This is a genomic window from Pseudoalteromonas sp. PB2-1 (genome assembly GCF_045040605.1).
GTDB lineage: Bacteria > Pseudomonadota > Gammaproteobacteria > Enterobacterales > Alteromonadaceae > Pseudoalteromonas > Pseudoalteromonas arabiensis.
This window is the reverse complement of the sequence record NZ_CP090668.1, coordinates 267,909-282,549: the sequence shown is the minus strand read 5'-3', so window position 1 is coordinate 282,549 and position 14,641 is coordinate 267,909. Positions and strand designations below refer to the sequence as shown.

12 protein-coding genes are annotated in these 14,641 nt (G+C 38.2%); 2 read left to right on the top strand and 10 right to left on the bottom strand.

What is annotated here, in order from left to right; all coding sequences use genetic code 11:
* The first annotated feature begins 62 nt into the window (after positions 1–62).
* Entirely contained in the window at positions 63–890 is an 828-nt protein-coding gene (locus L0Z67_RS18185; RefSeq protein WP_237115346.1) for an ABC transporter substrate-binding protein, read from the top strand.
* On the opposite strand, the gene L0Z67_RS18180 is transcribed toward L0Z67_RS18185, so the two are convergent.
* The 9 genes from L0Z67_RS18180 to L0Z67_RS18140 form a co-directional block, all read right to left on the bottom strand.
* Complete coding sequence (locus L0Z67_RS18180; RefSeq protein ID WP_062567156.1) at positions 887–1,858, bottom strand: Gfo/Idh/MocA family protein; 972 nt, start codon at positions 1,856–1,858, stop codon at positions 887–889. The two genes, L0Z67_RS18185 and L0Z67_RS18180, sit on opposite strands and share 4 nt — an antisense overlap.
* Positions 1,851–2,813 (bottom strand): kinase, encoded by a 963-nt coding sequence (locus L0Z67_RS18175; RefSeq protein WP_392353721.1) that lies wholly within the window; start codon positions 2,811–2,813, stop codon positions 1,851–1,853. Before L0Z67_RS18175 ends, L0Z67_RS18180 begins: the two co-directional genes overlap by 8 nt.
* 85 nt (positions 2,814–2,898) lie before the next feature.
* A complete protein-coding gene (locus L0Z67_RS18170; RefSeq protein ID WP_392353720.1) occupies positions 2,899–4,983 on the bottom strand; it encodes a TonB-dependent siderophore receptor in 2,085 nt (694 codons plus the stop codon).
* A gap of 1,082 nt (positions 4,984–6,065) precedes the next feature.
* Entirely contained in the window at positions 6,066–6,452 is a 387-nt protein-coding gene (locus L0Z67_RS18165; protein ID WP_237115349.1) for a hypothetical protein, read from the bottom strand.
* Between the two features lie 164 nt (positions 6,453–6,616).
* Entirely contained in the window at positions 6,617–7,009 is a 393-nt protein-coding gene (locus L0Z67_RS18160; protein WP_237115350.1) for a hypothetical protein, read from the bottom strand.
* Positions 7,006–8,052 carry an RHS repeat-associated core domain-containing protein gene (locus tag L0Z67_RS18155; protein WP_346657790.1) on the bottom strand — a complete coding sequence of 349 codons (1,047 nt, stop codon included), beginning with the start codon at positions 8,050–8,052 and terminating at the stop codon, positions 7,006–7,008. The genes L0Z67_RS18160 and L0Z67_RS18155 overlap by 4 nt, the downstream gene beginning before the upstream one ends.
* Before the next feature lie 199 nt (positions 8,053–8,251).
* Entirely contained in the window at positions 8,252–10,507 is a 2,256-nt protein-coding gene (locus tag L0Z67_RS18150) for an acyl-CoA dehydrogenase (protein ID WP_237115351.1), read from the bottom strand.
* A gap of 253 nt (positions 10,508–10,760) precedes the next feature.
* On the bottom strand, positions 10,761–12,302 hold the full coding sequence (locus tag L0Z67_RS18145; protein ID WP_237115352.1) for a phospholipase D family protein: 1,542 nt from the start codon (positions 12,300–12,302) through the stop codon (positions 10,761–10,763).
* 153 nt (positions 12,303–12,455) lie between these two features.
* Entirely contained in the window at positions 12,456–12,650 is a 195-nt protein-coding gene (locus tag L0Z67_RS18140) for a (2Fe-2S)-binding protein (RefSeq protein ID WP_054554573.1), read from the bottom strand.
* A gap of 531 nt (positions 12,651–13,181) precedes the next feature.
* On the opposite strand from L0Z67_RS18140, the gene L0Z67_RS18135 reads away from it, so the two are divergent.
* The gene (locus L0Z67_RS18135; RefSeq protein WP_237115353.1) at positions 13,182–13,772 is read left to right on the top strand and encodes a hypothetical protein; all 591 of its coding nucleotides are present in this window, start codon (positions 13,182–13,184) and stop codon (positions 13,770–13,772) included.
* Positions 13,773–13,918: 146 nt separating this feature from the next.
* Here L0Z67_RS18135 and L0Z67_RS18130 read toward each other — a convergent pair whose 3' ends face one another.
* The gene (locus L0Z67_RS18130; RefSeq protein WP_237115354.1) at positions 13,919–14,356 is read right to left on the bottom strand and encodes a hypothetical protein; all 438 of its coding nucleotides are present in this window, start codon (positions 14,354–14,356) and stop codon (positions 13,919–13,921) included.
* Positions 14,357–14,641: the final 285 nt, after the last annotated feature.

Below are 14,641 nucleotides of genomic sequence, written 5' to 3'. Positions count from 1 at the left end.
TTTGCAACAAACTGGTGTGGCACAACATCACAATTTATTTAATTTTTAGGTATCAACGTAGCATGAAAATACATTCGCTCGTTTTTTTAATACTATTTAACCTCGCTTTTTTAAGTCCGACAGCTAATTCTGAGCCTTTAGAAATAAAAGTGATGGATGACTTTATTCCGCAAGCCAGTGGTAAGCCGAGAAATGAAGCAACAATTTTCTTACTCGAAGCTGTAAAAGAAATACAAGATGAAATAAACATCCAGTTTGTTCCCGCAAGCAGATTACGAGAGTGGAAACAACTCAGTATGCTTCCTGATGTTTGCTTATACAATAAGTTAAAAACGCCTGAACGAGAGGCTAACGCCCTATTTACTCGCCACCCAATTATGGCATTTCCTGCAAATAGGCTCATTGTATTTAATATGCCTACCTTACCTGATTCACTGTCACTGGAAAAAGCAATCAATGACTACGACCTCACAATTGGCATAACAAGTGGGCGCTCGTATTCCGTAGATATAGATACCTTTATTAAAAATAATGAAAAACACTTTTTTAAACTTGAAGGCGCAACCAATGCGAGTCGTTTGGGGCAGATGCTCTTTCAAAACAAAATAGATGCCATTATTGAATATAGAGACGTGTTTATAGACAGATATCAACGCGCTACTAGTACGGATAAAATACGTTATTTAACCATTGAGCCTGATCAAGCAGCTGTTTTTGGTTATATAGCATGTTCACCTTCGCCGCAAGGAAGACAAGCCATTGCGTTATTTGACCGTGCTCTTCAAAGTGAAAGAGTCAAAACTCTTATTAGCAAGCGGCTATCGGAGCTGTTTCCAGCTCCTGAGCAAAAAGTCATTATTGAGGCATTTAATAATGCTTATGTGCATTAATTAGCTAAAATGTGTTCCATTACCCAGCTTGTATGAAGTGCGGATTCCCCTGTCGATGGATGTGGCGCCCCTTGGTCAAAAAACCTCGCTATATTTTCAACATGGAACTGTTGAATATGAACGGGGTTTTCGATGGAAAATTTACACTTACCAGCAAGGTTATTGAGCTCAATTGGTTTTTCATCAAATACACTAAAGCGTATTTCACCTTTGCTACCATAAATAACCACGTCATCGAAACGCTTAGCAGAGGCAAAATTCCAACTGCCAACACCTGTCACACCAGAACTGTGCTGCCAATGAGCCGTAACAGCATCAAATGCTGAGTACAACCCCTGTTGATTTGAACTAAAACCATGAACCCGAGTAAACTCGCCCAGTAAGTAAGCGAATAAGTCTAAGCCATGACTCGCTAAGTCATCAAAGTAGCCACCACGAGCAATACGTTTATCAGTGCGCCAATTATATTCACCAGACAAATCAAGCTCACTTGGCACTTTACTTAAGTGCCAACTTACATGGCGTACTTGGCCAATTTGGCCATTTTGAATAAGTTCTTTAACCTTATTAAACCGTGGTAAAGAGCGTCGATAGTAAGCGACAAATAATGGTTGCTTAGCATATTTAAACGCCTCAACAATTGCATAGCTCTCTTCGTAACTAGGAGCGAGTGGCTTTTCTATGCAGCAAGGTTTGCCTGCTTTGGCAACTTCGAGCGCCAATTCTTTATGACTATCGGGTGGCGTTGCTATATAAACAGCATCAACCATTTCATCGTTTATTAGCTCGCTGTTAGTTGCGAATACTTTGGGTACAGTATGGCGTGTAGCATAATCATGCGCTTTGTTTAAATCTCTGCGCGTAACGCCAATAAGTTCAATACCCTTTACTTGCTGATAAGCAGGGCCACTTTTTACCTCAGTTACCGCTCCACAGCCAATAATGGCAAAACGAATAGGCTTATTCATCGTATTCCTTATTTTTGTTCAGGTATTCATTGAATTGGTTTTGCATATAACCATTTATCTTTACATGCTGAGGGCTCCAACCTGCTAAAAACCGATAAAAATCAGCCCATGCATAACACCACAGTTCACGCCAACTACTGATCAAATCGTCTGCGTTTATAGTGCCCTGATACTGTTTAAGTGCTGTATTTAACTCTGCGAAATATCGATTTAGGTAGGTATGCGCATTTAACTTTAGTGCGCTCTCATTTAAACAACTTCCCAAAAAGTACATTACATCGATAACGCCAACCCCTTTTCCAACATATTGAAAGTCATAACCAAGTACATGATTAGTCTGTGAGTTGATAGCAAAATTAGCACGCTTTGCATCCCCATGTATTAGTGTTTGATATTTGCATTTATAAAGTGCGCAATCAATATGTACAGCTGCGGCTTTAAGAGGTGAGTCGGGCATTCGCGCGTATTCATCAGGACGCGTGGCTAAATGCCAATAACTGCCTCTGGGCCATAACCCCTCGCCTGGGGTTGATAAATGAAAAGCATGAAAGTGCGCTAACCATTTAAGTATTGCATGAATATGTTGAGTGTGGTCTTGAGCTTGCTGATAGCCAAACGCTGTAAAATCATCAAAAATTAAAGCAAATTGATTTTGCTTCTGTATCTGATTAAAACAAGGAATGGCGGCAGCTTGGTCTGGTAAAGATGAGCTGTATTGCTTATACCAATTGTATTCAACTAAATAAGATTGCTGCTTTCTGGCTAGGGCAAATTGACTTTGCTCAATTCGCGAGTGTTCAATGAAATCAGGCATAGAAATCAATTTAATGACCCGTGTTTCATCGTCTAATCGACAACGAATAATTTCGCCACAGCCGCTCCATAGAGTGCTAATCACATTAATAACTTCAATATCTTGATAGTTATTTTTTAATAAAGAATAAAATTCTGACATCAACAAACAATATAAAAATACACAGCCAGATTATGTCAGGCAAACCAATAAAAAAATAGGCCTGTTAAGGCCTATTCATTATGTGCTACCACGTGTGGTTTACAGTCAAACTAACGGTACGTGGATCACCCACAAATAACTGCCCGTAACCATAACCACCACTCCAGTGCTGTTTATCGAGTGCATTATCAACAAGCAATGCAGCACTCCAACTTGGTTTCTTGAAGTATATACCTGCTTGCAACAGTGTATACGATGGCAAAACAGCTTCGTCGGTTGTATTGCGCTTATCAACATAGCTTGCCCCCGCCGCTAACTGCCATGTATCGTTTAAGCTATATTTACTCCAGAGTGTAGCTGAATTTTTTGGTGCATTTTCTTTTTGTTTACCAATTAAAAGCGTATTCGTGTCTTCAGTTATTTCAGCCCTATTGTAGGCGTAATTAGCAATCACTAACCAATTATCAGAGAGCTGCCCATTAATATCGATTTCGAAACCTGTGGCTTGCTCCTCACCCCTTTGACGAAAAACTCGGTAACCTAATTGCTGTGAACGAGCAAAATCTTGTACTAACACATTCTGCTTTGTTATTTGATAGATGGACGTTGTTAGCAACACCTTTTCGTCAAATAACTTTGCCTTATAACCAATTTCGTAGAGGTAACTATCGATTGGTCCAAATGGCCCACCTTGCTCTTTGGTATTTAAAAATGTGGATGGGGGTTCAAAGCCAGTTACCCAACTGGCATAGACACTTGAGTCTTGAGTAAGATTATAAACAACACCTAAGCGAGGTAAGAAATCACTGTCTGAACTTTCATTGCCATTTAGATCTGTTAACTTATAATCTTCGCGACGTACACTGGCTAAAATTGACCAGTCATCGAATTTAATATGATCTTGAATGTAAAGGCCGTTACTTTTTAATCCACCACCAAATTCAAAACGGTCGCCTAAATTGTAACTTGCTATATCGGGTTGCTCATAGGTTGGATTTAAAATATCAAATGTACCTGCCGAGCGACTCATTCGTTGCGCATTGAGTTTATGGTTATCAATGTAATCGCCACCAATGACAATATTGTGCTCAACATCACCGATATAAACTTTGCCTGTTATGTAAGCAGTCACATTATCTGAATCGGCATCAATATCCCGGTCTGTATACCAAACATTAAATACGGAGTCTGATCCATCAACATATGTCGCTGCACGATGCTCAACCAGCTTTTGCTCACTATCTAAATGCATGTATTTAAAACCCAATGACCAGTAATCATTAAAATGATGGTCTAAAGTCACACTTGATGATAACGAGGTTGTATCTAGCTTATCCCCTGGCTGATTTGAGGATAAAGATATAGGCACCTGAGATAAATCGGTCGCGTTACGTAAATTGGGCTGACCGCGGTCGAGTAACCCCTTGCTGTCAGAGTAAACCACCTCAACATTAATTTTAGTATCGTCGCTTAGTAAATATGTAAAACTGGGTGAGAGTAATAAACTCTCATTAAAAATATTATCTCTGAACGTTTCTGAATCTTCGTAGCCAGCATTAAATCGATAAAGCCAACGATCATTGCTAGCTACCTTGCCTGTTGTGTCTAATGCGACATATTTATCAGAATAACTACCAAAGCGAGCACTAATGCTATGGCGGCTTTCACCAAGCGGTTTTTTAGTTACTGTATTAACCGTGCCACCAGGGCTTGCATCACCAAATACAGCAGAAGCAGGCCCTTTAATTACTTCGACACGTTCAACATGAGCAATTAAGGTTTGATTCCAAAAGTTATTATGAGTACGCATACCATTGACGCGGCGATCGTCTTGGCTGCGAAACCCCCGAATTGTAATGTCATCATACACAGAGTATTCATTCGCGCCGCTAATAAAAGATGTAACATCGTTTAAGCGCATCATTGCTTGATCCTGTATCACCTCCTTGGTTACTGCGCTTACTGATTGTGGGATCTCAAGAATATCAGCAGCAGTGCGGGTAACTGAATAACTGTAATCAGAGAATGTTGTTTGCGCGCTTCGCCCTAAAACCTCTATCACTTCAATATCAGAAAGTGCTTTTTTGCTTGGCTGCTTTTGAGTTTGCGACACGGCTTGTGTGGTAACAAATGCAGCTGATATTAGTAAAACCAATTTTTTAATTTTCATTTTCCTTCCTTGTACCTATAAAAGAGCAAGAGATTAATTAAAAATAATTATCATTTCAATTGTATTTTAGGTGTGTGAGAAAAAATGAAACCAAAAAATGAACTTAGTTAGTAATAACTTTTATAGAGAAAGTATGGGAAGTCCAAAAAGCAGCCGCGAACCTTTGATATCGGCTTGAGCTGCTACTTCTAGTTTGAACTCTCTACTATATGTAGACATAAAAGACCCCCCAGTGATTGGAATATTCAACTATTGGGGGTCACTTCACTATAAGACTTTGGACTCAATTAAGGTTACTTTAGCTGTGGTTTAGGTTTGCACAGATAAATGTAGCTCAAATACCTTGCATTACTATGTTTCAGAAAAATGTGTGAACTTTTTCAATGACGATATATCAGACAACTTTTTTTGAGATTGCTGATCTATTAATAAGATATTACTAGCTCTATCTTGGCTATCAAAAAAGCCGCCTGAATATTCCTGTAAGATACTAAAATCTTGATAATTCAAATAATTTAGAGGGTATAAGCCCTTAATTGCTCCTTGTTCTATGTCTTCTGGTTGTACTAACCACTTAGCTTCTTCACTTTCAACTGTTACCGATATACCGCCAAATAGTTTTTTTGCACTTTGTTTTCTGTAATAGGTAAATAGTCACTCCGCAAAACTCGACTATAACCATATACTAAATCCCCAGCACTTGAGATATCTTTAAACAGCTGCACTTCTTTTTTAAAGTTTAAATATGTGAATACCTTATTCACTGTCAAGATAGCCCTGCTTTTTACGTCATAAAATCCAAACTTTCTAAATGCTCAGCACACAACGTTACCTTCTTTTGAGAAAAACACTTTATTTCCTTTACTTCCTCATAATTTAAAGAAAATTGTACAACTTCAGAATCGCTATATTGCAGAAAAGTATCAAAGTTATCATACTATCTCAGTAAGCCATGTCACTTTAAAACAGCAGAGCAAGCTACTTGAGCCAGCGCCACTACATAGTGGCACTAACACAGATTGCACAGTCTGCTGCTAGTAAGTGCGCAGTTCTGCTGGGGTTGACTGCGCACTTAATAACTTTTAATTTTCCAAAAGCTTCAAACAATTAATTTTTGGTGAATCTACTAGCCTGAATTCAATAATATGGAGTAAATAGTTTCTAGTACCTCCATCTGATTTCCCTTTTCTGAAAGTCCCTGTCAATATTGCTTCCTGCTCAGTACATTCTGTAAAAAATTGCTCATTACCTTCGCCCTTTATTGAAACAAAAAGGAAGTGATCTCCAAAATTATCATAGTCATTTCTATTACTATAAATAGTGTCAAAACCGAAAAAACCCTCCACCGTTACTTGATGATCATTATACTTATCACGCTTATTGAGTAACTCATTAACAGAAAGAGCTCCTTGACTCTGACAACTTATTAAAACAAAAACAACGATTGAAAATACTAAAAATTTATTCATTTATTGTTTCATTTAGTTGATATTTGAATGCATAAAAACTTCTAACGCCTGAGAAAATAAAAATCAAGATTTTATTAATTCTATCTTTATACTTAAAATGGGATCACTCGGCCACAAACAGCTCGCAGCAAGAATCCTGAGAGCATAGTTTTATCTAGCCTGAGTTAGTCCCACGGCTCTAAAAAGTCTAAGCAATTATTGTTAGGTAAGTCTACCGGTCTAAATTCAGTAATATCAAATAAATAGTTACCCAATTCCCCCTTCAAATCCAATTTGGTATAAACACCTGTAATTAAAACATTTTTTGACTTGCAATGCTTATAGTACCCTTCTTTCCACTCACCAAGTATAGGAACTTTTAAAAACTCTGCGGTGAAGTTCTCATATGCATCTCTATTTTCATAGAAAATCCCAGCACTAAAAAAACCATTTATCGTGACTTTTTTGCCGTTTAACTCTTCAGCTCTTGAAATTACTTCATTGACTGTCAACTCTCCATAGCTTTTACAGCTAATAAAAGTCAGTAAAAAAGTTATAAGTATAATTTTTTTTGTCATTTGTTGCTCCTATCATTTTTTACATCTGAGTGAATAAATACTTCACTTCGTGAGTACATGGATGTTACATATACGGGAGCGTTCAGTCGTTTAGATAATCGCATATAATTTTCATATCGAGCTTTTACTGAACGCACTTTATAAGGGTTATATATAACGATTGCCTTCGCATTTTTAATTGGAACTGGTGATGCATCAATTAAATTCAAATGATTACTTCCAATAGCTTTTCCAGTTGGTACATCTGTACTGGGTCGAGAAGCGGTATACCCATCTCCATCTTGATAAATTGCAACTCCAACTTCCAACCCTAAACGAGCTCTATCTTTATTAGCTTTTGCCAATTCAATTTCTGCTGCAATATCTCCACTAGACCTAAGCAAAATTTTCTGGAATTCTTTATCTCCTGCATTTGGATCTTGGCTATACTTGCCAGTTTTACCTTCTGTAGGTCGTGATTGAATTCGAGTATCAAGAGGCTGGTCTTGAGAAGAGGCACTCATTTGGCCTATGCTATTGCCGCTATTTGAACCTTGAGTTCCTTCCTTGAGATTACCAATATCACTAATTGCTCCTTTATTCTTCGCTGTAATATTTATTGAAAAACTTCCATTCTTTTGTATCAGAGACTTAACTTTTTTAAAAGCAGCCTCAGTCATCTTAACTGCTACTTTCCCGCCACTCTCGGTTGTTACAACCGTATCTATGGGGCACGTCCCGCTAGAAGCACAGACTGCAGAATACCCTGTTGGGTCAGTTCCCGCTAAGGGGTTATTCATAATATATGAATAAGGGTTAATACTCTGGCTATTCGTTGGGCTTTGAATAACAGGGTCAACTGACATAAACCGACCAAGGTTATAATCGTACACCCGACCGTTCATATGAATAAGCTCAATATCATCCAAATGCTCGTGATCAGTAAAGCCACGTCGTGTTTTTGCATCTGCTAAGTCATTTAGCTTTGCGTTTCCAACCGGCATTAAGCCACCACTGGCTAAACGTGGTTTACCAAATGGGTCATAGTTGCGTTGAGTACTCACATAACCATTATAGTCTGTGATTATGCGCGCACTTTGTAAACGGTCTCTATGTGTGTAACGATTCTAATGCTTCTATTCTCTATTTAGCTTACTCAGATTGCGTATATTTTTACGGGAAGTTTAGGCAATAAAAAACCCGTGCTAAGCACGGGTTTTCGAAGATAAAGTCCTAATACTGCTCAGGACTTGCATTGTTGAATTACTCGTTTACCACACTTTTAAGTGGGTTAACTGGCTTTGCATTGTCATCAAGCAAGTTCATATCAAAGTCGAACTCATCAACACGAATCGCTTTTTCACGTTTCTTGTTGTAGTCAATCAATTTTGCATACTCTTCTTCGTTAATAACACTTGCCACAAGTGCATTATCAAGTGTTTCTGCAAAACGAACGCCCGGCTTGATTGTTTTAGCACGCAGTGCTTTTTTAACTTTTGCAAGTAAATCAAGGCATGCCATTTTCGCTTTGTACGCTTGCTCATTGATGTAATGACCATCACCTTCAATTGGTTTAACCAAATGAGTGATTTGCGCTTTAAATGCGGTATCCATTTGCGCTTGAGTCGCAAGTTCACGGATTAAATCATCGCTGATTTTAGGCATTTTCATTGAGTAGTTCATCGTAATGAAACGCATAAACTTACGAGTACCACTTGCAGGGAAGTTATCTAAAAACTTATGCAATGCTTCTTCTGCGCTTTGTAGTGCAAAGCGAGTCGCATAATGGAAGTAAGGTGCGGCTTGCTCACGTTCACTGCTTGCTACTTTTTGCTCGTAGTATTTAATCGACGCCATCGCTGCGTATAAGAAACTCATTACGTCACCTAAACGTGCAGATAACATTTCTGCTTGTTTAAGCTTGCCGCCAAGTACTAATAATGAGAAGTCAGCGTAAACTGCAAGTTTTGCAGATAGTTTATGTGCTGCTTTTTCGTATTCACGTACTTCTGGTAATGACGATTTAGCACCCGCAGTAAACGGTAATACACCTAAGCGGAAAGCACGCAAACTGTTAGATACGCTGTAGCCCACTGTTTTACGTAAGATGCTGTTGAATTCTTTATCTGCATTTTTGTCTTCGCTGTGGATAGACTCAACCATAGTTTGTAGATATGGGTGACAACGCATTACACCTTGACCAAAAATCATTAGATTACGAGTAAGAATGTTTGCACCTTCAACCGTGATTGCGATTGGTTGTGCAACATAACCACTTGCTAATGTGTTTTGTGGACCATTTTGAATCGCTTTACCCGCTTGAATATCCATTGCTGAATCAAGCACGTTACGACCAATTTCTGTCATATGGTATTTAGCAATTGCAGTGACTACAGATGGTTTTAAGCCCATGCCTAAACCTTCTGTTGTTAATACACGCATCGCTTCTTGAAGATACGTTTTACCCGCAATATCAGCGAGCTTTTCTTGGATACCTTCGAATTGACCAATCGCAAGACCGAACTGCTCACGGACTGCTGCGTACTCAGAAGCACCTTTAAATGCAACTTGCGATGAGCTAACACCTAGTGCCGGTAACGAGATACCACGGCCTGCACCTAAACAGCTAACCAGCATTTGCCAGCCACGACCGATATTCTTTTGACCACCAATGATGAAGTCCATTGGTACAAATACTTTTTCGCCGCGTGTCGTACCATTATAAAAACGGATACCCATAGGATCATGACGATTTCCAAGTTCAACACCTGGGTGATCTTTAGGAATAAGCGCACAGGTAATACCTAGGTTTTCTTTGCCACCGAGTAAACCATCAGGGTCAACGACTTTGAATGCTAAACCTAACACTGTCGCAATTGGCGCAAGTGTGATGTAGCGTTTGTCCCAAGTAATTTCTAAACCTAACACTTCTTCGCCATTGAACTGGCCACGTTTAACAACACCGATATCTGGAATGCCACCCGCATCTGAACCCGCTTCTGGGCTAGTTAGTGCGAAACATGGAATATCACGACCATTAGCAAGGCGTGGTAAGTAGTGATCTTGTTGCTCTTTAGTACCAAAGTGCAGTAATAGCTCACCTGGGCCTAATGAATTAGGAACCATCACGGTTACCGCAACCGCAGAACTCTTTGTCGCGATAGTCGCAACGATTGTTGAGTTTGCGTAAGGGCTGAATTCTAAACCGCCGAATGATTTAGGAATGATAAGCGAGAAAAAGCGCTCTTTTTTCAAGAAATCAAGAATGTAATCAGGTAGATGAACACCGTTTTGAATTTCAGAATCATCAATCATTGATAATAATTCTTTCACTGGACCATCTAAGAATGCTTGCTCTTCAGCACTCAGCTTAGCAGCTGGAACATCACGAAGTGCATCGAAATCAGGTTTACCTTGGTAGATTGAACCTTCTAACCAAACATCACCCGCATCTAACGCTTCTTGTTCTGTAATTGAAATACTAGGTAATACTTTTTTTAATTTTGTACGTAAGCTCATAATAAACTCATCCGACCAGATAGTAATACCTACATTACGTCATAAATTGAACAATAGATCAATTGGTCCAACCAGTTTTTTTAACATTTTTTTATATTTAATTTTCTTAATTATGCTAAGCACTTGAATATATTAAACTTACACGTGTACGCTCAACTGGCGTTTTTTATCCCGAAAATGTTAACAACTAAAGTATGAATACAAAAAAGCCCAACTAAAAAAGTTGGGCCGAAGATTAGGTTTGCAGTTATAACTAAAGTTCATCCTCAATCGGAAACAGCGATATAAACCAAACTTGAAAACGCCGCCACGATGAGGTTTGTGGTTCTTTTTCAAACTGTTTGTTGTTTACTGTATCAAGCCAAATTAGCTGGTCATCGTTTGGATTCTTCAATTCTACTTTCCAAGCATAGTCTGGCATTTTTTTATCAACCCAGTGCGCTAAAAAATGACTGAGTTTTTTACTATTAATTAATACGCCCATTTCAGTATTTAGGTCAAAAGAGCGCGGATCGAGATTCATAGTACCAACGAAAATTTTCTTATCATCGACCGTCATCGTTTTTGCATGAAGGCTTGCCTGTGATGAGCCCGTCACCTTACGCCCTGCTTTGCGTTTAATAGCAACTAAGTCGCTAGGTTTTAATTCCCAAAGTTTAACGCCACCACGAATTAAATCTGCACGATACTTCTTGTAACCCGCATGCACAGCAGAAACATCAGTCGCTGCTAATGAGTTAGTCAGTACGGTAACATCTACCCCTTTTTTTACCCAACTGGTTAGCAACTCAACGCCCTGTTCTTTAGGGATAAAATATGGTGAGACTATAATTGCTTTATGCTCTGGTTGGCCCATCTCTTTGAATAAAGATGGCGACATATTAGCTGATTTTTCACTCACATCATTGAGCAGCTTATCAGGGTGGTCGAAGAATAAAGTCGACTCTTGCCAATCAAACTGGATCTCATCGTTTTGTAAACGCTTCACAAACTCACTTTCACGAAGTTGCTCTACATAGTTGCTGTCTTGGTTTTGCAAAACATAGGCTCGTAAGCTTTCTGTGATATTAACAAGAGATTGTTCATCACGACTACCATGCAAATCTTCAACGGGGTACGATAATTGATGATTCCAATATAAATCAAACGCTTTTGATGCTTTGGGTACAATGTCACCTGCGCTCATTACGTCTAAATCAATAAACTCTGAGTGATCTTCCGCGGAAAAATATGCATTACCAATATTTCTGCCGCCAGTAATAAAAACTTTATTATCAACAATAAAGCTTTTGTTATGCATTCGTCTTGAAAGCAGGCTGTAATTACTCACAAAACCCAATGCTCTAAAGCGGCGATTAGGAAACGGGTTAAACAATCTCACTTCGATATTGGGATGGACAGCCAACGCTGCTAAATCAATTTCACTATCGGCTTGAGATAAGTCATCAAGTAGTAATCTTACTCTTACGCCGCGATCAGCCGCTTTGAGTAAAAAAGCGGTGAATAAAATTGTTGTTTGCTGCCTGTGATATAAATAATACTGCACATCAATGGTGTGCTCTGCAGAATCAATGAGCGCCAACCTTGCGACAAAGGCATCGACTCCATCTACTAAAGGATAAAACCCTGATAAACCAGGATGAACATTCCCCACTGCATCTCCTATTGTACTGGGTGTATCAGCTTTAATAGCATAACTTGGTTGGATAGACTCTCGAGAAGGTAATTGCGCACAGCCTGCCACTATCATAAAAAAAATTGCACAAAAAAGATATTTGGGAGAGTCAATTATCATGGCTTCCTACCCGTGACTGTGTGATACACACATTGCTTTGACATAACCCTAATAAATGAGGAGGTTAAAAGCAAATAAAACGCGTACGAAGTAATAAAGATAAGGCAGAAAGGTAAGAAAAATAGTTAAATAAACACGTTTAAGAGCAAGTAATTATGCTACTTGCTCTGTGATGTCTGCGATTTCAATGAGTTTACGGTTAAGAATCTTTTTACAGCAACCGCAACATTTACCACATTGGCTACCCACTTGTAGCTCTTTTGACAGATCGCGCATCGTCATTGCGCCATCATCAATAGTTTGTTCGATTTTTTTATCAGTCACACCATGGCATAAACAGATATACATGAATGCAAACCACTCTCATTTCTCTTGATGGTCAGCATATTAATCTAAACGGTAATAGTTCGCAATAGTGTTTTAGTGAAAATTTGTATAACTTTCATACTGGAACTTCCTAAATGGCATACAGCTGAAAAATTTCTTCTTATATTTTGAGTGGTTAGTTGATGACGAGTACACAAAAAAATTTTCAACGTTTAGATATGTTTTAGCTTATGAAAAAAGAGGTAATCAGGTTTTGTAAAGGATATAACGAATAGCTAAGCTAGAGTGAACAACTTTGAATGACAAAGCATACTCACTTTCAAGGGAGCAGTGTTAAGATAATAAACTCTTTATAAATAACAAACGATAGTTAACACTTTAGTTGATAATAAAACTCTGTTTTTGCTATTTTATCTCAAATGCTTGATTTTTAAACGAGGACACATGGAAGCGCCTACTATTGAATTAACACGCGACAATTTTAAATCCATCTTTTTTCAGACTTTAATAAAAACAAAAGTGCAGCCTGAGATACCGATTTTAAGATGTGCTGTGCCCTTACCTAATGCACAAAGATTAAAAGCAAAAATAATCACAGCTGCTGTATTCATTATTGCATGTCTACTTGTTTGGCAAACACAATCCGGTGCGGTCGCTATTGGCGCCGCGATCATTACCTATCTTAGTTACTTTTTAATTCAGATGTTTATTGCCAATAAACGTTACTTTATTCAAGAGTCCCCACTATGCGAAATTAAAATTAACCAAGAACAAATTTACTTACCAGCTCTTTTATTTGATGACAGAAAAGCACGGACACTTGAAAGAGAGGATTTACTTAATGTTGAAGCCGTATGGAATTTCACACGCTCCAAAAGCGGCTACGATATTAACGACCCAGAGCCAAGACGAGCCTACCTATTTTCTGTTATTTTCAAAACTCGTTATGGTAACTCGATCCCTTTAAATGACTGGAGTATAGAGCATCCTGAACTATTCAAAACACTTGTTGAATATAATTACCCAGTAACCATGATAAGAACAGCCAAACGCGGGTCACCTATAACGATTCACACTAAATGGTTCTTCCTATTTGTTTTTATGTGTATTCTCATACATTCACTTATAAAGTATGTTATTTAGCGAACGTATGAATATGCAATTGGCAAAGCAACTACAAATTACCAGTACTCTGCCTATAGTTATAGCGATAAAATTTTGTAGCTTGATGCTGAAACAATGCTTTCTAACAAAACATATCTGAAAAGACTACCACTTAACTTTAAAACTTATGCTTTATTATTGAACAGCATACCAGAGTGAGTACTGGACGTAGGTGCGAATAAAGAGTTAATCATCGTAGAAACATTCCTTTTTACTGTAAGCTGAACTGCATTGATTTCTTCATCAAGCTGTTTATTAAGTTCAAATAAATCATTTTCTCGTTGTTCTGGAGCTAGCTCTTCGTTACTTTTTAAACTATTAATCTTATTTTGTAACTCCTTTATTTTAGCTACTAGCTCTTGTTGTGTTTGTGATGTTTTCGATTTAGCCTCTACTTCAGGATCAGAATCGACATCAGTTGCTTGTTGTTTTGAGTTTTGAAGGTTTGTTGCTTTTTCACTTGCTGGGTTTAGCTCATTTTTATTCTGCTGGTCCAATTTTTTATTTTGCTGATCCAATAATGGCTCTGTTAGTAATGAAGATGTGTATGAAGTTAACTGCATAGTTTTCCTATCGCGAATTTTTTGACGTTTAACTAAGAAATTAAAAAACTAATGCATAACCCGTACCTATATCAAAACCTATCAGCACTAAATTAAACTGCTATAACTGTTCAAATTATCTTTGCATGTAATTGCTATCTAACTCTTACTTCTTAAATTCGTCAAAAATCAATCCTAAAGGGGTGTGTTTTAACTTTTTAATAACCTTTTGTGATCGCTTTTTAAACACCTGTCGTAAGCCTTATTGAAATGGACACGTCGTACCGTCCGAACATACAAAGATAT

Coding starts and splice junctions, on each gene's coding strand:
- L0Z67_RS18175 (WP_392353721.1), bottom strand. CDS start 2,813: ATGTCAGAATTTTATTCTTTATTAAAAAATAACTATCAAGATATTGAA.
- L0Z67_RS18185 (WP_237115346.1), top strand. CDS start 63: ATGAAAATACATTCGCTCGTTTTTTTAATACTATTTAACCTCGCTTTT.
- L0Z67_RS18140 (WP_054554573.1), bottom strand. CDS start 12,650: ATGTATATCTGTTTATGCCATGGTGTGACTGATAAAAAAATCGAACAA.
- L0Z67_RS18180 (WP_062567156.1), bottom strand. CDS start 1,858: ATGAATAAGCCTATTCGTTTTGCCATTATTGGCTGTGGAGCGGTAACT.
- L0Z67_RS18170 (WP_392353720.1), bottom strand. CDS start 4,983: ATGAAAATTAAAAAATTGGTTTTACTAATATCAGCTGCATTTGTTACC.
- L0Z67_RS18165 (WP_237115349.1), bottom strand. CDS start 6,452: ATGAATAAATTTTTAGTATTTTCAATCGTTGTTTTTGTTTTAATAAGT.
- L0Z67_RS18160 (WP_237115350.1), bottom strand. CDS start 7,009: ATGACAAAAAAAATTATACTTATAACTTTTTTACTGACTTTTATTAGC.
- L0Z67_RS18150 (WP_237115351.1), bottom strand. CDS start 10,507: ATGAGCTTACGTACAAAATTAAAAAAAGTATTACCTAGTATTTCAATT.
- L0Z67_RS18145 (WP_237115352.1), bottom strand. CDS start 12,302: ATGATAATTGACTCTCCCAAATATCTTTTTTGTGCAATTTTTTTTATG.
- L0Z67_RS18130 (WP_237115354.1), bottom strand. CDS start 14,356: ATGCAGTTAACTTCATACACATCTTCATTACTAACAGAGCCATTATTG.